Below are 19,607 nucleotides of genomic sequence, written 5' to 3'. Positions count from 1 at the left end.
CTAGCCGCTAAATTAATTTTTTTGGAGATAACCACTATGAACTTCTGTTTTCTAAGAGAGCAAGGATATAGTCAATTATTGGCTGTTTTCACTTTGACGCTATTGTTGGCCTCATGCCAAACTGTTCCCAGTAGCCCAGAAAAAGAGGTCGTCCTGGATTTACCGACAAGTCCAGACTCTCACTCAACCCCTCTTCCAACGCCAAAAGAAGACACACAAGTTAAACAAGGTGATCCACGTTACCGACCCGTTAGAGTTACATCCCCTCAAGCAGTTACGGTACCAACGGGCTCACTTTTTGATCAAAACAAGTATGTGGGGATTTTTGCACATAAGCGTCAATATAAGATCGGTGATATGGTTCAAGTGTTACTTGAAGAACAAATCAGCGCAAATAAACAGCAGAGCCTAAGTAAAGGCAACGATACACAATTGAGTTTAGACCCTCGTGTTACTGCAGGCTTTATTAGTGTCGATGGCAATGATTTAAGCATTAATCACAACCAATCTAGCTCATTCAATAGTTCTTCAGATAGCAAACAGTCTAATTCATTGAATGGAAGCTTAAACGTATTTGTAAATGAAATATTAGCCAATGGAAATCTTGTGGTTTCAGGTGAAAAGTGGATAAAGCTAAATATTGGCGCTGAGTATATCCGTGTAAACGGCGAACTAAGGGTAGAAGATATTGGCTCAGATAACACCATAAGTTCAACTAAACTAGGCAACCCTTTAATTGAATACAGTGGCAATGGGTCTCCCCAAGATAATCAAGAAGAGTCCTTGATTGCTAAAATATTATCTGTTTTTCGGTAAGTACGATGATGAAAAACTTCATTTTTCTCCTACATATTACGTTGCTTCTATGGTCAGAGTTCGCTTTTTCTGAAAACTGGATCCATGGAGAGGCTCACATGAAAATATCTGATGCGCCGTTTGAAGATGTAAGACAGATGACAATTAAAAATGCGTTTGCAGATGCCTCTTTTAACGCCGGTGTAATGGTTTCCTCCGAAGAAATCATGCTCAACGGTTTATTGGTAAACAGTAAAGTTGTTTTCCAGTCACAAGGAATGCTTAAGAGGGGAGAGGTGCTAAGCGAATCTGTAGATAACGATATTCTCACTGTTAGGGTGAGGGCTGACATTCGATATGAAGAAAGCTGCAATAATTCTAAATATTTGAAAAAAGTTTTAATAACCCAGTTTCAACTAGTCAAACCTAAACAAGCTTCTATTGGCGCTTTATATGACTTTCCAAATCATGCAACAAAGAGGTTTAAACAACAGTTAGCGTCCTATTCCAACAACCCTAATTTACTTCTCCTAAATAAATCATTTACCAATTCAAACATATTACACGGCGTAGAAAGAGACGAAATTGTACGTAAAGCTAACTTTCTAGGTCGTGATACGGGTTATCAGTATGCTGTGTTCGGTGTTGTTCGTGACATCAGTACCTTTAACCGCGTAAAGAAGGAAACCTTTGGTGAAGATGTCACTACAAGAAGAAATTTTACCATTCGGCTATACGTACTAGATATTTATCGTAAAGATATCGTTTACGAAAACTCCTACCATACGGAAGCGGATTGGAACTTTGGTATCAATAGTGAAGTTGACATGAACAGCAGTATTTTTTGGCAATCAGATTTTGGAAGGGCTGTTCTCAATACCATCAGCTATGCCGTAGTTGATATTGACGAAGTAGTAAGTTGTGCAAAATCATATGGTCAAATAATACATAAGACTGGGGATGGTTTTGTTATTAATTTAGGGAGTAAACATGGATTGAAAGTGGGTGACAAGTTCTCACTCAATCGAGTGATGACCAATAGCAACGTTAGCAGAATATCAATGATGATGATTCAATCTATACCTAACTCTTTGGTAGAAGTTTTGTCGATAGATAATGAAACAGCGTTAGTGTCTTCAACAAGCATTAATGCATCAATAATGGCAAATTTATATGATCTGGTAAGTCCTGCGAGCCCCTATATTGAAAAGAATAACTCAGAGTATTAGACGTAAAAGCGCCAGTGATTTTCCGCAGTTCTGTATTCACAGACAAGCTAAGTGTTTACTAAATTGGCGGGAAAATCATAGAACAGATTAAAAACATAGACAGTTGATTTAGTTCACCAACGTTCCCAAAACGTTCCCGTTTTAGATTTTTAATTGCGATTTAGTGTCTGAATCAGCCTAAAGGCCTTTATAATTGGTACAACCGAGTGGATTCGAACCACCGACCCCCACCATGTCAAGGTGGTATCGATAGTACACATTGTTACGCCATAAACCCCTCCAAATTAGACTAAGTACCAATAATCAATAAGTTAGCAGTCAAAACAATATGGCTTATTGGCGCATTTAGAGTAGTTTTCGATTTACTAACTTAAATAGTGGCCACAAAATGGTCACACAAAAAATAGTTCCAAAATGACCACCATCTCAGATTTGATTTATTAAATTAGATTATTAATTGCAGTTAGTTTGTCTTTACTCTGGAGTAGTAATGCAAAAGTGACATAAATTATTATCTTAAAAAATGCTTGTACTGGTACTTGTTCAGAATAACGATTCAATCTACCTACAAGCTAGTTTTTTAGAAAGAATTACCGATGTTGTACGAACCTCCTTTAAATTAGGTGAACTACATTTTACTGCATCGACCAAAATAACTACTCTGTCATTGTTCAGTTGCACGGTATTTTTAGCTGTCGATATAAATTTCAATGACGTTGAAGCTCAATTAATGTCAGAGCCTGCAACTTATTCATTAATTCCGTTAATCGTTGGGTTCATGTTTTTCTCAACAAAGCGTAAACAAGGGGAAGCGGGGGGGGAAGTAAACATAACCCCGAATTTAAGCCTCTAGAGAAAACCCATGAGTGGGTATGGAAGGGTGGACTTTTTACTTTTGCTAAGAAATGAAATCCTTGGTTTAGCATGACCTACAAACAGAAAAGCAGGCTTAGCAAAGACCAACCAAGAAGGGTAAAAGAAAGCACTGTAATTTATTTCAGTTTGGTAAAATCCACATTGGTTAATCAAATAAACTTTGCTAAGTGATAAACAAAGGGAACATTCAATGAGTCCCCTTTTCTATATCAATTGTTACTTCCCCTTACTGAAGAAATTATTAAAAAAATGTTAAAACAGCATACAAATGCAAACATATGATGTATGATTCTTTCCGAAAAGTATTAACCAAGGCATTGTCAGCAGCATTTATGCTGTAAAAGGCCATGCTGGCAAGAAGAGAGAAAAACATGAAACATCATTTACTAGCCGTATCTATCGCAACTACTTTATTGCTAACTGCAGCGTGTACTCCTCAAAAGGGTACAAATGTTAAGGATGATGCCAACATTGTGGCTAACGTTGAGTCGAGCATAACTAGTCCCTTAGAAAAACAAGCGAGAGTAAAGCTAAAGCAACTTGAGTCGATGATGGATGAAGCGCGTGCTAAACAAATTGATGTGGCGCGTGAAGAAACCATCGTTTGGTTTGCTGAACAATTTTTAAAATTCGCTAACTGGGATGAAGCCAATCCAGAAGCCATTGAGATGGCCTTTGGATATGAACGATATTATGCCAAAGATAAAAAGCGTTTAGCTGCTGAATTACCTGATTTTGAGCGCAACAGAGTAATCGAAATCCTTGAAAAAGGTATTGATGTTTTGGATCAGGAGCTGCGTGGCGAAATCAAGCGTCGACCTGTTAATAAAGTTGATTGGCAAGGGACTAAAGCAGCTGACAACATGTTTATAAGTAACGGCAAACCCATTTTTCCTTACGACTATTTCTCTAAAACGGTTGGCCAACCATTGACTAATACCGATATTTATAACGATCACTTAGGTGCGTTATATCACGGTGGTGAAAACCTTTATCCAGTTGATCACGACCGCGCAATTAACTCATTTTTAGTTAAAGAAGACGGTACGTTTGATCAAGAATTGATGAAGGAATTAACCAGTATTCCAGATACCAATATTGGCTTTTTGTACTATTGGATCATGGGTATTCCGGAATGGGTTGAGAAACAAGAGCCGGAGGTGCGAAAAGGCCGCTCATTATTTACTGGGTTTGATATTGATAACCCACTTGCCCGTAAATTATGGAGCCAAATTATTCGTCGCACCGGCGAGTTAACCAAAGGCAAAAAAGTGACTGAATTGGGATTTGTTTTAGCCAATGAGCCACACTGGTTCTCGGAGAAAGGGCATTGGACTTATAGGTTTAAAGAGATGAATGACATTTCATCTTATACCTTAGATAAATTCCGTAATTGGTTAGATAATAAGTACCAAGGTGATATTGCTGGTTTAAATCGTAATTGGAGTAAGAACTATACAACTTTTGCCCAAGTTGAAATTGAAATTCCTTTAGATACTGCTTACAAAGGCCAGCCTATTTGGTTTGACTGGATGCGCTATAACATGGACCGAGGCACAGAATGGTTTAAGTTTATGCAAGACGAGTTACATGCAGTCAACCCTGATGCCGATACCCATATTAAAATTATGCCTCGTATGTTTATGGAAGACGCACGCTCGGGCGGTATTGATACAGAAGCGTTAGCGGAATTAACGACTATGGTAGGACACGATGCTAAGTCATTTGGTAGTAAAAATATTAGGCCTGGTAAGTCATCAAAGTGGATTGAAAAATATAGTTATGATTGGGGCAAAGTGGCAATGTTCCATGATTTTATGGAATCAGTGGCGCCAGATAAAATTAACGTCAACTCAGAGTCTCACTTCCTTTCCTCAGGACAATGGCGGGATCTCGATACTCGCACAAGCTATGTACGCAGTGTGTATTGGTTAGCAACGTTACTGGGTATGGATGCAAACATGGGGTGGTTTTGGGCACGTGATCCAGATGGTTCACCAGAAGATCGTTTAGAAGGGGAGTTAGACTTCTTTGATCCTGGTTTAGGGGGAGCTTATGCAGGCTCAAATAATATGCAACCTCATGTGAGCAATGAAGTTACACAAGTAATGTATGATCTTAACAGTTTCTCGGAAGAGATTATTGAATTACGCGAGCAACGTCGCCCTATACGTTTATTCTATTCAGAAACCACTGCAATCAATATTGATGATTACATGACCAAAGGGTACGAGCTTTATGAAGAGTTGTTCTTTGAAGGCTTCCCACTGGGTTTTGTCACCAAAAATATTATTAACAAGCAAAATAACAATCAGTGGGATGTTGTGGTGGTTTATCGCAATAACTATGTAACCGACGAAGAGTTTGCCAGCCTACAAAAATACTTATCAGGTGGTGGTACAGTGATTTTAGATACTAAGGATGCATTATCACTTAATGAATATGGTCACGCCCGCACAGAGAAACTAACGCAAGGTGACGGCAAGCTGATTATCTTGGAAACAACAGGTATCGCGAAAATAAAACAAGTTGCTATGGCAGAGGTGGAAGAAAGTAGCAAACCAGAGGTTGTCATTGTAGAAGACAACGGTCAGGCACATAAAACCACTATGTGGCGAGTAGTGCCGCAAGGTAATGGCAGCTACCTAGTGAATATTTTAAATGTGGGTCATAACACAGCCAAGCTTGAGATTTCATTGAAAAATGGACAGAAGTTTGAGATCAAAGACATGATGACTAGTAATGCTATAGATGCAAATTTTGATTTAGCTTCTGAAGAGGTTTTACTGTTAGAAGTGACACCTAAATAAAAGCTGAATTGCTTACCTAAGTGCAATAGAAACTAGGGCTAAAACTTTCAAAGTATTAGCCCTTTTTTCTTGCAAAAAAAGGACTTACTCTGCGTTACTCGAATTCCCAATAGAATAACTGTTACTTCATTCAATCGCCTTGAACGGGCGACGAGCGCTAAGCCCTTTTAAAATCTCGCTGAGAGGCCAATTACTTACCTAATAATGATATTAATATTCTATATGATGTGTGCATAAAGTTGAGAGAGTATAGATGAACTCTCTATCTTGATGAGTTCTATATTTGCAATATTAAGTAGCAAGCCGAATCATAGTGAAATATTTTTAGAGAAAATAACCTTTCCACCTGTGAAGAACAATTATCTTAAATAAACTGCCTCAATTAGTCGAAATCTTCGATTAAGAGCCTGCCATGCCTTAAAAATTTTCAATTAATTTAGATATAAAAATATTTTTTTAACTTTATTTAAAGTTAAAAGCTTAACCAAATCTATATTAAGGTTCTAGTAATTCATTGTTTTAAATAGAGTTTTATTTTTATTGGCACATTTGATGACGTTTTCTAGTTGTTAACTGTCTGTTACAAAAGTATTGCAAGTGCAAACATCATATGTTTATATAGATTTAATTAAAGGGTAGTTGGCCATTTGTATCGTTCAGCTACCTATAATTCAAATTCTTTTATTGAAAGACTGAATTTGGGGTTCGCCAATAACCCAATCGTAAACACAAAATATTCTGCCATGAGTAGAAAAACACATAACTATAAACCGCCAGAGCGGGGAAAGGTAAACAGCAATAGCTGTTCTAGATACCAAAACAATTGATATGAACGTGGAGAGACCACATGAAGTACAACTTTAAATTAAATGCAATATCAGCAGGTGTAATTGCGTCATTTATGGCTTTGCCATTAATGGCTCAAGAAGTCGCATCGCAATCCAACGTATCTTCTCCAGAAGCGACAAATGATATTGAAGTTATCGAAGTTTCTGGATTCAAAACCAGTTTACAAAAAGCAATTAACGCTAAACGCTTTTCTGAATCGGTGTCAGACTCAATACATGCTGAAGACGTGGGTAAGTCAACAGACCAAAACATTGCTGACGCATTATCTCGTGTAACAGGTATTTCTGTACAAGAATCAGATGGTGAAGGCACACGTATCTCTATTCGAGGTACTAACCCGGCTATGAACCAAATTTCAATGAATGGTGTAGCTTTGACGGGGGGCCTTAGCAGCGATTCAGGCTCTCAAGACAATAGTGTTGATTTAAGTACTTTCTCTGCTGATATGTTGTCCTCTATTGATGTAGTTAAAACCGCTGCAGCTGATCAAGATGAGGGGTCACTGGGTGGCAGCGTGCGTTTAAGATCTGTGAAACCCCTTGAATTAAATTCGAATAGACGTTCTTTTACTGTGGAACAGCGTTTCAATGAATTTTCTGATGAAAAAGACCGTCGTTTAGTCGGAAGCTTTTCACACAAGTTGTTAGATGATTCATTTGGTTTCATTATCACTGCGTCTCATGATAATCAAAAAACTCGTTCAGACCGAATCAACACTGACTTTACAAACGGGGCTTGGCAGTTTGATGACTGGGGGGCAGGTTCTCGTAATGCGACAGACTTGAATGGCAACCAAATTCGTATTGCGCCTTTCCAACGTATTGGAGCAGGGACAACGGGTGATGTATTCGACCAAAACGGTAACCCAGTGACTTATTTAGACGATTCTGGTTCACTCATTGCCGACCTTGCAAACCAGGTTGTTTATGACCGAAATGGCAAAGCACAGCATGATATTCCAGCAGGTTTAGATCCTGAAAATATGCCAGAAGGTCAAGTATTACATTATGGTGACTTATGGGCAGGAGCTCGTGATTTTGTTGCGTTCAACTTAAATACCAATGAACGTAAACGGACATCAATTAGTACTGGTTTTCAGTGGCGCCCAACCGATACTTTAGATATTCAACTTGATATTACCAAAACTCAACAGGACTTATATACCGACAATCAAGGTTTACGTTTAAACCTGTCTGACACTTCCTCATTCGTACCTGAATCCGATGAACATGTCATTGACTTGTCGACTAATACAGTTGAAAAGATGACAGGGCGTCGTTTTACCGGCGTTTTTAACCGCGAGTCTGGTCTTAGAGAAATTGATACGGATGTTGTTTCATTAAATGTTGATTATGACGTTACCGATAATTTTAGGATGAATTTGATTGCCGGGTACTCTAAAACAACAGACGAAACACCCGAAGGTGGAGATGATCAATATGTGGTCATGAACACTGCTCAGTGGGGGACAGCGGGTAAAGATGTAGTTATGGGTATGCCAGTGGAAGATTATGAGAAGGTTGGATACGACTGTACTTCGGGTAGTTTGGCAGATTGTAGTTACCTAACAGGTTCTACTGTTGGTGTATTTGATGCTTTAGACGGTTCTGCCATTGATGTACGTAGCCGTTTCAATCCTTACGATTTGCATCATAATCACCTTGGCGCTTTTACATTCCGAAATAACAAATCGTTAGATGAGAACAAATCCTTATTCTTAGACTTTGAATACTTAGTAGACAGTGATCACATCACCTCAATTGAATTCGGTGGTAAATACGCTGAACGTTTAAGAGATATTCAAATTAGTAATGTTCGCATAGAGAATGCGGATGGCATTTCGTCGTCGGATGCAGACGATGGCAGTGGTAATACTGAAGGCGCGAGAGGCTTCGCTGACATCAATGTCATTGACATATTGTCTGGAGAAGCTTTTCCCTACGATAATTTTGGTGAAGGCATTCAGTCGGATCGCAGTACACCTTTCTTTGAAGGTTGGCCTATGTTGAGTCATGAAAAGGCACTTTCTCTCCTCACTGGTGATAATGCGGGTGACTTTCAACCTCGTGTGGATATTGGTCAAACCCGTAAAATAGAAGTCGACACCAAAGCGGTATATCTAAAAGTGAATTTTGAAGCTTTAGATGGCGCATTAACAGGTAATATTGGCTTTCGTTACGTTGAAGACGCAAGACAAGCCACAGGTGTAGGGGGCATCAATTACATGCAACAACCGTGGATTGTTGATCCATACGAGTTGTTGGTTGAACGTAACTTAACCGATGAAAATAATCCTGCTTGCCCAGAACCTGTTTGGCAAAATCTGTCCACTACAGGTAGTTTGGATTGGCGTAATTCTCTAGCAAATGCTGATGAATTTCAAGATTGTTATGCATGGCAAGTGGCAACCGCATACAACTTCAACAACATGCCTTTAACTCAGTTAAATGGTAACCCCTGGAGTGGAGCTGGTGGCTTTGATGGAACAACCAGTACTTTACCGGCAGATTTATCTGATCCTCAAGCTAACCGTATTGTTTGGATGAATTTTGATGAAAATGGTCGTCCAACGACTATAAATACATCTCTTGCAATTGAAGATATGCAAGTTATTGATGCCAGCGGTAATGTTGTTCCAACCGCTGCTAACCAGTGGTTACGTTTTGGTTACACTAACGCAGGTGTTCGCCCAGTTAGCCCCTTTGTTAGCCGTCATACCAGTACTTGGACAACAAATGTGGACGGTACAGATTTATATGATATTCATGGTAATAAAGTATGGCAGCGTCAAGGTTTTGTAACGAACACGGCTAAGGTTGAAGCTTTGTTACCTAGCATTAATATTAACTACGCGGTAAACGATGAGTTTATCGTCCGTTTTGCCTCAAGTAAAACCATGACCCGGCCAAACTATGATTCACTGAATCCGCGTACCCAAATTAACGAAGGGGGTCCTTGGGATCCTGCAAACGGAACGGCTGGTAATACTGGCCTTGAATTCTTGGAGTCGACTAACTTAGATACTTCTTTCGAGTGGTACTTCAGTGAAGACGGTATGGTGTCATTGGCGTTATTTAACAAAAATATGGTGAACTTTGAAGAAACCGTCAGCACGCCGTACCACTATAAAGATCGTAAAAAGGATTATGAACTGCAAAGTGCGGATTTGTTATTAGAATTCGATCCTGATCGTTTGCCAGATGGCTCTGAAGATGGGTGTCACGCTGAGCGTTACCCAGCCGGTTGGGTATCACAATGGAGTATCCAATGTGATGTCGCCAATATCAACGTGGTGAAAAACGGTAAGGGCTCTAGTGTAACCGGTGCAGAGTTCTCTTATACCGATAGTTACGATTTTTTACCTGGATTGGGTGCTAGCATTAACTACACCTATCAAGAATCAGAGCGTGATGCGGAAGAAATCGGTACCACTGGTAACTTCCAACAAGGCATCGCTATGCCATTTACCCCTAAACACTCAGGTAACGTCACTGTGTTCTGGGAAAAGGATGACTATATGGTAAGACTTGCGCACAGGTATAACGGTGTTCAAGTTGTGAATTCAGGGATCCAAGGCGGTGTGATTTGGCAAGACGAAACGAACCGTTTGGATTTAAGCTCAAGCTATAAAATAACTAAGAATTTCAGTTTAACCTTTAATGCTATCAATCTAACCGATGATACTCGTCGTCAATTCTACACCTATGAAAACACAACAAATGCGCTAGATAACAATGATCAGACGGTCGTTCTGGATGAAGGTGATGCTCAAAACGAAAGTGTTGTGACCTCTCGTACAGTAGCAGCATTTAAGTCGGGGCGTCAGTTCCGTATAGGTATACGAGGCACGTTTTAATTTAGCCTAAATAGTTGTTTTTAGTTAAAGCATTAAATTGAGCAGTGAAATCACTGCTCCTTATTAAAAAATTGGAGAAGTAAGATGAAACACAACTTACTAATGAAAACGACAGTAGCAGGTGCAGTTATAGCAGCACTCAGCGCTTGTTCAGGAGTTGAGAAGGGATATGACCCTGAAATTAACGCTGCTAACCCTGTTGAGATTACACAGGGTGAATCCTTCACTGCAACATTAACGGAAGATTCAGGTATACAAAGCGTTAATTTGGTTGACGGTGTTCAAATAGGAGGGGCAAATGCTACTGACTTTGGCGGTACAATCAAAATTACTCAAATGGAGTTTACTGCGGATCAAAACTTTATCACCCCAGAAACAGATTCAAATTCAAGTTTAGTATCAAGTGCTAAAGTGTCCCCGTTTTGGCTGGCGGAAGATGGACGCTCCTTAATAGTTGATACTGATAAGTTTTCTGAAAGTTTACGTTTTTGCGATAACACCGATTTACGTGGAGGTCCTCAAACGGATGATGGTGCTCCAACACCTGATGGTAACTTAGACTTCCCAAATACTGTGACCTATACCATTTCCTATGAAATCAATAATGGTTACAACTACGCGCCGGGAACCGAAATCCCTCGTCGTACGTTACAGTTACAAGTAAATGCGGCCACTGACCCTGTTAATACTATTGCCATTGCAGATGTAAGTGTACCGTCTGGCGGCACTGTAGCCGCTATTGCGCAAACAGCACCTGTGTACGCTTGCAATAGTGCCATTAGCTATTCTATAGCAGATACCTCTGTGGCGACAGTAGATGCAGATACAGGTATGGTGACTGGCGTTGCCCGTGGCACAACGACTATCACAGCAACAAGTGTTGATGGTGGTCACAGTGAAACCGCTGACGTAACAGTGACCGCTGGTTTTACTCTTGATATCACAAACAGTGATATTGATGAGTTAGGTGCCTTGACAGGTACCAAATCAATTCCTGAGTGCGTTCGCACGGGACTAGTGGTAGAGCCTACATTGCATATAGAAGGTGAATCATTTACCGGTGATTACACGTACGACTGGATGTCATCAGATGATGCCATCGCAGTTGAACATGAAGTATCAAGAGGGTTTGGCGGAACAGCTATTTTAAGCCCTGCAAATGAAGGCGATACCGCAACATTAACAGCGGCATATGGATCAGGTTACACAGCGGGTGTTGCGGCTGGCGAAATTGATGCGAAGACGGTTGATGTTACGGTTGTAAATAATATCGCCTGTGACACTGAAAACCCTGTTGATGCTACACCTTTTGATTTTAGTAATGGCTTCGAAAGTGACACTATGATCAATGGTGTTCACATAAAGGTGAGTGAGGCCAACGGCTCCACTCGTTGGATTCCTACAGGCAGTATGAGCAGCGTTTCTCCAGCACTAGGTGAAGGGTTTGGCGGTTCAAATGCAATGAAAATAACGGTTGTTGATGCTGATAATGGCGGGGCTGACGTGCCTCCAAATGGTGGTATTGGCACCTTGTTGCAACGCTGGAACGCAAGCACTGGCAGCTGGACAGCCAGTAATTTTGGTCAACCTACATCGATTGGTAAAACCTTTGAATTTTCAGTCTGGGTGAAGTTAAGTTCCTTAGCTGAAGAGGGCCAAGAAAGAACCATCACTAACTTTATGTTTCCATGGAAAACCGCTGATGATGCGACTTATCACAGCATCCCTGAATACAACAGTTGGGGACGTCGATATGCGCCATTTAATATGCAATTAACTAAAACCTTAGTTAATACTACCGAATGGCAACTCGTCGAATTAGGTGAATATACCATCCCTGAGGATTGGTCTGGGTTGCCTCAACCTATTAAGTACAATTTCCATTTTGAAGGTGGGTTTGCTAACGGCGATGAAATCTTATTAGAAGATTTAGCTGTAGTTGAAAAATAAGGTTTTCAATTCTTAGCTTGTAATAAAAGGCCTGCAATTGCGGGCCTTTTTTGCTCTAAAAAAGAGGTGGTCCAATGAAATCATTAAAGTCTTTTTTTTTGTCATTCTAGTGGGTCTACTTTTGCCTAAATCGGCATAAGCTAATGAGGACAAAGTTGTAGAATTTATTGTTCAGGACAAAATTGGATTTGAAGAAGTGCCAGTTGTCCAGGTTGAAGTTCAAGTCAGTAAAACTCGTGAATTACACGTGGCAGTGGTCAATTTGGATGGTTGGAAAACCGTCAAAAAAACACAAAAACGCATTAAACAGTCGGGCAAGTTTCACTTCGAACTTCCCATAGAGAATTTACAGCCAGGAAAATACCGCATCGATGCGTACCTTTCGCCTCGCAGAAAAGGTTGGAAAGATCGGATAACCGAGCCAACACGACGTCATTTATTAGTGCTCAATAAAACCAAAATTCCGAAGAAATCCTTATTCAGCAAACAAGACAAAATCAGAAATGTGAATTTTCCAAAAATAATTACGGGCAATGAAAGTAGTGCTTTAACCGCTAAATATGACATTACCGAACCTAGAGATTTATATATTAAGTTGTTGGACAGTGGTAATTGGAAAGAATTTGGCTCGCTTAAATTTCCGGTGAATGGAACAGGTGAAATCAATTTGCCACTGAGCAATATGACGGATGATTTTCCAGCAAGTAATAGTGCTTGGGTAGTCTATTTATCCGCAAAAGAGAGCATAGAGCCCTTGAGTAAAAAGCAAGGCAAACATTTTGAGTTTCGTATAAGTGACCAATAAATTGTCTGAAAACCCTAGTGAAGATGAAGTAGAAAGGGATTTTGGTTGGTTTATTGTCAGCTTTTATTGTTAGTTCCTTGTTAAAATTAATTGCATTAATAAACATCATATGTTTATATTGTTAGTATATTTATGGGTGGTGGATGACTAGTATTAGTTTGCGCTGCTAAGTAGGCTGGATAGAATATGAAAATTGAATGTATTAGAACCCATCATCTACGTTGTCATTTGGACAAGCCGTTTGGCTTTTCTCAATGGTCTTATGATCAACGAAACGTGTTGGCGGTTGAAATTATTGCTGACAATGGTGTATCAGGGTGGGGGGAATGTTATGGCCCGGCCGACGTTATCCAAGCGGCGGTAGAGAAATTTTACGCTCCTCGAATTTTAGGCCTAGATGCTTTATCTACCGATATGATTTGGCATCACATGTGGCGTTCGTCAATAGACTTTGCTCGTTCTGGTATCATGATGGCAGGTATGTCCGGTATCGACATGGCACTGTGGGACTTAAAAGGAAAAGCGCTGGATATGAGCGTAAGTCAATTGATGGGCGGGTGTTTGCGTGACAAAGTACCATGTTATGCCACAGGAATGTATTATCGAGATTTACCAGAACATGAGTTGCTTCCGGCTCTTGTTGATGAAGCCGTGTCTTATGCCAACGAAGGCTTTAAGGCCATGAAAATTAAGGTGGGGAAAAATCTAGAGTTTGACGAAAAGTTCATTGTCGCTTTGCGCAAAGCCTTGCCAAACACAATCTTAGCCGCAGATTCAAATCATGCTTTCGATTTACCTGAAGCGATTCATATTGCCAAAGTGTTAGAAGAAAATGGTTATGTTTGGTTTGAAGAACCCTTATCACCTGAGCATCCCCACTTATTCCGCCAGTTGCACGATAAAACCAATATTGCCATTGCCACTGGGGAATGTGAACAAACTCGTTATGGTTTCCAAAGATTGATCCAGGAGGGCGGTGTACAGCTAGTTCAAGCTGATTTAGCCTATTGTGGTGGTCCTAGTGAAGCGTTAAAAATTCGTACTTTAGCCTCTGCCTCTGGTTTAAATATGATCCCACATGTTTGGGGCACACAACTAAACTTAGCAGCAGCGACCCACTTCTTGGCCACAGGTTATGCTGAACCGGGTAGAGCGGAAGAGAAAAAGCTTTTCTTAGAATACGATAGAACTGAAAATCCTCTTCGAGATAGTCTTTATTCGGTTGAAGTAGAAGTGAACAATGGTGAAGCGATAGTTCCCACCGCTCCAGGCTTAGGAGTTGAAATAGATTTAAATGCCTTAAGAGAATTTGATGTATGTGCCACGGAAACAAAATAATGAATTCAGAATATAGAATGTTGATAAACGGAACGCTGCACAGCGCACAGAAAACCTTTGATGTGATTAATCCTGCTACAGGGACTGTACTCGCTAAAGTACCTGATATGGATCCTGAGCAAGTTACACTTGCATTGGAGAGCGCCGAACAAGGTTTTAAGCTCTGGTCGAAAACGTCACTAGCCGCTCGCGAAGCGCTGGTCATGGAGTATTCTGCTGTGTTAGAGCAGCACAAAGATCAAATTATTGATCTATTGATTTCGGAAACCGGTAAGCCATTAGATAACGCAGAGTATGACTTTGGCATGTTAATTACTTGTTTGAAGTTTTTTGTTGAAGAAGCGAAGCGCATTGATCAACCAGTTTTGGTTGATCCGGATGGGCGTTTTCATCATTACATTCAACGTCAATCTTTGGGCGTGGTGGTTGGCTATTTAGCATGGAATTTTCCGCTATTAAATTTAGGGTACAAGTTAGGTCCTTCTCTAGCGTCGGGTTGTAGTGCCATTATTAAACCGTCTCAGGTCACACCTTTAGCCACTTTATTATGCGCTGAACTAGCACTTAAAGTGGGCTTTCCTGCTGGCGTGATTAACGTGATTACCAGCGATAACTACGCAGTGACCAATCCACTATTAACCAGCAACGTCACTGATATGTTCACTATGATTGGTTCGACTCAATCGGGTGTGAACTGTATGCAAACTGCCAGCACCAGTGTGAAGCATTTTTCTGTGGAGCTGGGTGGCAATGCCCCTGTTATTGTTTATGAAGACGCCGATATCACTAAAGCCGCACATGATATCGTGGATTTAAAATATGCAAACTCAGGTCAAGTCTGCGTATCTCCGAATCGCTGTTTCGTACACGAATCCGTATATGATGAATTTATTGCTACTTCCAAAGCCCATGCCCAAGGTATTCAGTTAGGTGTAGGTCGCATGGAAGGCCGGATCATGGGGCCACTGAGTAGTGAAAAAGAACGTTCCAGTATTTTAGCTAGAGTCAATGCTGCGGTAGCAGCAGGTGCAAAAGTTGAACTGGGCGGTGCTATTCCTGACAGTCATACAGACGGTTATTTTATGGAGCCTACGATTTTGTCTAACGTTAGTTTAGATATGGACATTGTCAGCGATGAAATATTTGGTCCAGTACTGGCGGTCATTCCATTCTCCGATCAAGATGACATTTTAGCCTTAGCAAATGATTGTGAATATGGCTTAAGTGCTTACGTGTACACCACTAATTTACAGCGTGGTTTACAAGCTGCTTCTGAAATTCAGGCGGGCAGTGTATGTATTAATGAAGCCCACTATTCAATTCAATTGCCCCATGGTGGATTGAAACAAAGTGGTGTAGGTAAAGATTGCTCTCGATACAGTTTGCAAGAGTATTTCACTAATAAACGCGTTTCTATTTTAGTTAACGATTAGTCATAGGTGCTGTGATGAAACTGTCTCTTTCAAAACTATTTAAAGGACTATCTTTGTTAGTGGTGTTGCTTTCGTTTAACGCTGTGGCGGCTAAAAAACCGAATATAGTGTTGCTGTTTTCAGATGATGCGGGTTATGCCGACTTTGGTTTTCAAGGTAGCAAGGTGATGCTCACTCCAAACCTCGATAAGTTGGCAGCACAAGGCGTAAGGTTTGAGCAAGGTTATGTGTCAGACCCCACTTGTGGGCCTTCAAGAGCAGGTTTGATCACGGGGCGATATCAACAACGTTTTGGCTTTGAAGAAAACAATGTGCCCGGCTATATGAGTGAAAACTCTGCGGTCGATGAGCGTGAAATGGGCGTGCCTTTATCAGAGAAAACTATGGGGCAGTACCTTAAACAACAAGGTTATGCTACGGCATTTTACGGCAAGTGGCATTTAGGCGGTGCGGATAAATTTCACCCAACTAAACGTGGTTTTGATGAGTTTTATGGTTTTAGAGGCGGTGCCCGTAGTTATTTTCCCTACTCACAAGCACCTCCAAGTGATTTGGATTGGCTAGAGCGTGGTTTTCGATATTTAAAAGAGCACGAAGGTTACTTAACCGATGTGTTGGCTGATGAAGCTAACGATTTTATCGAACGTCAAGTGAAACAGGACAAACCATTTTTCGCCTTCGTATCTTTTAATGCAGTACATACACCAATGGACGCAGACCCTGCTGATTTGGCCAAGTTTCCAGAGTTAACCGGAAAACGTAAAACAGTCGCCGCCATGACGTTAGCCTTAGATAGAGCGTCTGGCAAAATTATCGATAAACTCAAAGAGTTGGGCATAGAAGACAACACCCTAGTGGTATTTACCAATGACAATGGTGGCCCGACAGATAAAAATGCTTCAGACAACTTCCCGTTAAGTGGTTCGAAATCGAATCACTTAGAAGGTGGAATTCGCGTGCCTTACGTCATTAAATGGCCTGGTAAAGTTAAAGCGGGTAGGGCATATCCTTATCCGGTCAGCACTTTAGATCTATTACCCACTTTTTATGCGGCCGCTGGTGGTGATACCAAACCTTTAGAAAAATTAGATGGTGTGGACTTATTACCTTATTTACAAGGTGAAAAAGAAGGTCGCCCTCATGATGTATTGTATTGGAAAAAAGATACTCGCGCGGCGATACGCATGGGTGACTGGAAACTAATTCGCTTTCCGGACCGCCCAGCAGAGCTATATCACGTTCCAAGTGATGAAAAAGAAGTACAAAACTTAGCTTATAAAGAGCCTGAACTATTGCGCGAAATGTATAAAAAAATATTTGAATGGGAATCCACTCTTGAGAGGCCCAGGTGGTTGTTAAAACGTAAATTTGAAAATTATGACATTGAACGTATGGATCAATATCGCACGCAACCAGCGGATGTACCTTATGATTCAGAAAAGGTGTTACCTAGACCTTATTTGAATTGAATATTACAAGGGATTGAGTCTGTTTTGTCTTAATCCCTTTTCTGGTTCGGCCATTCGAAGCAAATTCTAAGCTAAGCCTCACTTTTATTTGGATTATTGGTATGAATCCCAAATTAGGCTTATTCGCCTTTTTAACCGCATTTGCTTTTTGGAAAAACTATATGTGCGTTAGAGCAACGGTGAAAAAGCTTAAACGAAAATTCATCAATTTAATCAGGCTTACTCAACTGGCCACCTCTAGGAGTACCTAACTATGCGAGTTTCATCATATTCCATGACATTATTGGTCTTAGGGATAATAAGTTGCCAATCCTCTCAGGTGGTGAGTCAACCAAAGGTTGGCATACAACAAAGTATGTTCTCAGAGGCCATCCAAGACTTTGACAGGGAGCAGAAAAATTTACGCCAATGGGACGCGCCGATTATTGCGGATTTGGATCAAGATGGTTACCCAGATGTGTTGCTAAACGATCATGGCTTTGCCGTACGCGTAATGTGGAATAACAAGGGCAAATACAGCTATCCCTACGACGTTATTATGGGCGACATGCATGGCTTATCTGTGGCAGATTTTAACCATGACGGTAATTTAGATATTGTTATTTCTCGTGGCGGTGGATCAGGGGCGAATGCCCGAAACTCAAAAATAATTTCTGTGACTAAAGACCGTGAGTTTGTTCCTTTGGCAGATTTCGAACCGCCTCTATCTTTGATGCGTGGCCGCACAGTCAAGTTTGTCGATTTAGACAATGATGGAGATCTAGACTTAATAAATTTCGCTTTTCCGTCCAAAGAGAAAAAAGGCCAAAGCGAAAATTATATTTACGAAAATACCGGTGATGGACAATTAATCGTGGCCGGTACCTTGCCAGGGGTAAAACAAAATGGGCAAAAAACCTTAGTCACTGATTTTAACCAAGACAATATTACCGACTTAGTGATTTATGGTCATGGTGCGGTCAAAGCTTATCAAGGAAAAGGTGATTTGAGTTTTACCGATGTGAGCTCTGTTATTTTCCCTGACCTTATTGAAGATGTAACCGCCATTGCTGAAATTGATTTTGACAATGATGGCGATATGGATCTGTTTTTTTCTAGAGGCAAAGAGTTTTATGCAGGGCAAACATTTTATGATCCCACTACTAAGGTGTGGGGCTTCTATACTAAAAGAGGACCTTTTGATTTTGGTGGATTAACCATAGGTGATGTACTGAATATCGAAAATTTGCAATCTCAATGGCCGAATAAAAACTTATATATAGGCGAGTCTGTTTATGACTACGCGTTTCCAGGTGAGAATCATTCTGGTCGTGATATTCGTATCATCAATAGTGATGCATTAGGCTTTGCTGAAAGCATGAACAAAAAAGGCACTTACATTGGATATATTGGCAATCGACAATGGCGCATTGCGGGGGAATTATGGGCACCTTCTACTGGCATAGTGCACAATGTGGAAGGGTATAAGGCCTCTGAAAATCAAATCGGTTTAAGTAATTTGTTGCTTGAAAATCGCCAGGGTAAGTTTGTAGACGTAACCCAATCAAAAGGTATTTTGGTAAAGGCACACTCAACGGGTGTAGCAGTGGCAGATATTGATAATAACGGTTATCAAGATTTGATTGTACGTCACAGAGGGAACTTAGTAAATGTTAATCCTTCTAGCGTATTTCTTAATTCAAAAACAGGATTTAAACAGTCTTCAAGCCATGGGATAACAACCACCGAATTAGGTGCCTATGGATTGGGGATCCAAGCTGTCGATCATAACCTAGATGGTAAAATGGATTTTGTGGTCGGTAACGAACGAGGCAAGTGGCATTTGTTTCGTAATACTCAATCTAAAGTTGGCAACTATATCACCTTAGATTTCGGCCAATATGTTTCTTCTACCCCGTCTGCTTTAGGTGCAAAAGTTCAATTAATAGCTTGCGGAATGACGCAAACAAAAACGATTGGCGCCACCGCAGCTGCGTATTCATTAAGTTTTAATCCACTGGTACATTTTGGATTAGGAGACTGTATACAGCCGGTAAATATTAAAGTCACATGGTCTGATGGTAGTGAAACGTTTCGGGAGAAAGCTACTTTTAATCAGGTCAGTAAAGTGAAATTCAATAAAAGGGAGAATAAATAGTGGTACTGAGCAGACATCTATTAAATATATATAATCTAGCTTTTTGTGTTTTTTTACCTG

The 19,607-nt window shown here is 40.5% G+C and carries 10 protein-coding genes; all 10 read left to right on the top strand.

What is annotated here, in order from left to right:
- Positions 1-36 precede the first annotated feature (36 nt).
- The 10 genes from KO534_RS18245 to KO534_RS18200 all read left to right on the top strand — a co-directional run bounded on the left by KO534_RS18245 (position 37) and on the right by KO534_RS18200 (position 19,547).
- On the top strand, positions 37-816 hold the full coding sequence (locus KO534_RS18245; RefSeq protein WP_215931820.1) for a flagellar basal body L-ring protein FlgH: 780 nt from the start codon (positions 37-39) through the stop codon (positions 814-816).
- A gap of 5 nt (positions 817-821) precedes the next feature.
- Positions 822-2,024: a flagella assembly protein FlgT middle domain-containing protein gene (locus KO534_RS18240; RefSeq protein WP_215931818.1), complete on the top strand. Its 1,203-nt coding sequence runs from the start codon at positions 822-824 to the stop codon at positions 2,022-2,024.
- A gap of 1,247 nt (positions 2,025-3,271) precedes the next feature.
- Positions 3,272-5,710, top strand: a complete 2,439-nt coding sequence (locus tag KO534_RS18235; RefSeq protein ID WP_215931816.1) for a beta-galactosidase — start codon at positions 3,272-3,274, stop codon at positions 5,708-5,710.
- A gap of 847 nt (positions 5,711-6,557) precedes the next feature.
- On the top strand, positions 6,558-10,415 hold the full coding sequence (locus tag KO534_RS18230; protein ID WP_215931814.1) for a TonB-dependent receptor domain-containing protein: 3,858 nt from the start codon (positions 6,558-6,560) through the stop codon (positions 10,413-10,415).
- Positions 10,416-10,499: 84 nt separating this feature from the next.
- The gene (locus tag KO534_RS18225; RefSeq protein WP_215931812.1) at positions 10,500-12,365 is read left to right on the top strand and encodes an Ig-like domain-containing protein; all 1,866 of its coding nucleotides are present in this window, start codon (positions 10,500-10,502) and stop codon (positions 12,363-12,365) included.
- 196 nt (positions 12,366-12,561) lie between these two features.
- A complete protein-coding gene (locus KO534_RS18220) occupies positions 12,562-13,170 on the top strand; it encodes a hypothetical protein (RefSeq protein ID WP_215931810.1) in 609 nt (202 codons plus the stop codon).
- A 186-nt stretch (positions 13,171-13,356) separates the two neighbouring features.
- Positions 13,357-14,508 carry a mandelate racemase/muconate lactonizing enzyme family protein gene (locus KO534_RS18215; RefSeq protein ID WP_215931808.1) on the top strand — a complete coding sequence of 384 codons (1,152 nt, stop codon included), beginning with the start codon at positions 13,357-13,359 and terminating at the stop codon, positions 14,506-14,508.
- A complete protein-coding gene (locus KO534_RS18210; protein ID WP_215931806.1) occupies positions 14,508-15,941 on the top strand; it encodes an aldehyde dehydrogenase family protein in 1,434 nt (477 codons plus the stop codon). Before KO534_RS18215 ends, KO534_RS18210 begins: the two co-directional genes overlap by 1 nt.
- Before the next feature lie 14 nt (positions 15,942-15,955).
- Entirely contained in the window at positions 15,956-17,410 is a 1,455-nt protein-coding gene (locus tag KO534_RS18205) for a sulfatase (RefSeq protein ID WP_215931804.1), read from the top strand.
- Between the two features lie 253 nt (positions 17,411-17,663).
- Positions 17,664-19,547: a CRTAC1 family protein gene (locus KO534_RS18200; protein ID WP_215931802.1), complete on the top strand. Its 1,884-nt coding sequence runs from the start codon at positions 17,664-17,666 to the stop codon at positions 19,545-19,547.
- Positions 19,548-19,607 lie beyond the last annotated feature (60 nt).

It is taken from the genome of Paraglaciecola arctica, from assembly GCF_018861065.1.
Lineage (GTDB): Bacteria > Pseudomonadota > Gammaproteobacteria > Enterobacterales > Alteromonadaceae > Paraglaciecola > Paraglaciecola arctica_B.
This window is presented reverse-complemented; position numbering and strand designations above follow the sequence as displayed.

What these genes read in the sequence shown, in the direction of transcription:
- KO534_RS18205 (WP_215931804.1), top strand. Translation starts at nt 15,956, where the DNA reads ATGAAACTGTCTCTTTCAAAACTATTTAAAGGACTATCTTTGTTAGTG.
- KO534_RS18245 (WP_215931820.1), top strand. Translation starts at nt 37, where the DNA reads ATGAACTTCTGTTTTCTAAGAGAGCAAGGATATAGTCAATTATTGGCT.
- KO534_RS18240 (WP_215931818.1), top strand. Translation starts at nt 822, where the DNA reads ATGATGAAAAACTTCATTTTTCTCCTACATATTACGTTGCTTCTATGG.
- KO534_RS18235 (WP_215931816.1), top strand. Translation starts at nt 3,272, where the DNA reads ATGAAACATCATTTACTAGCCGTATCTATCGCAACTACTTTATTGCTA.
- KO534_RS18210 (WP_215931806.1), top strand. Translation starts at nt 14,508, where the DNA reads ATGAATTCAGAATATAGAATGTTGATAAACGGAACGCTGCACAGCGCA.
- KO534_RS18200 (WP_215931802.1), top strand. Translation starts at nt 17,664, where the DNA reads ATGCGAGTTTCATCATATTCCATGACATTATTGGTCTTAGGGATAATA.
- KO534_RS18225 (WP_215931812.1), top strand. Translation starts at nt 10,500, where the DNA reads ATGAAACACAACTTACTAATGAAAACGACAGTAGCAGGTGCAGTTATA.
- KO534_RS18230 (WP_215931814.1), top strand. Translation starts at nt 6,558, where the DNA reads ATGAAGTACAACTTTAAATTAAATGCAATATCAGCAGGTGTAATTGCG.
- KO534_RS18215 (WP_215931808.1), top strand. Translation starts at nt 13,357, where the DNA reads ATGAAAATTGAATGTATTAGAACCCATCATCTACGTTGTCATTTGGAC.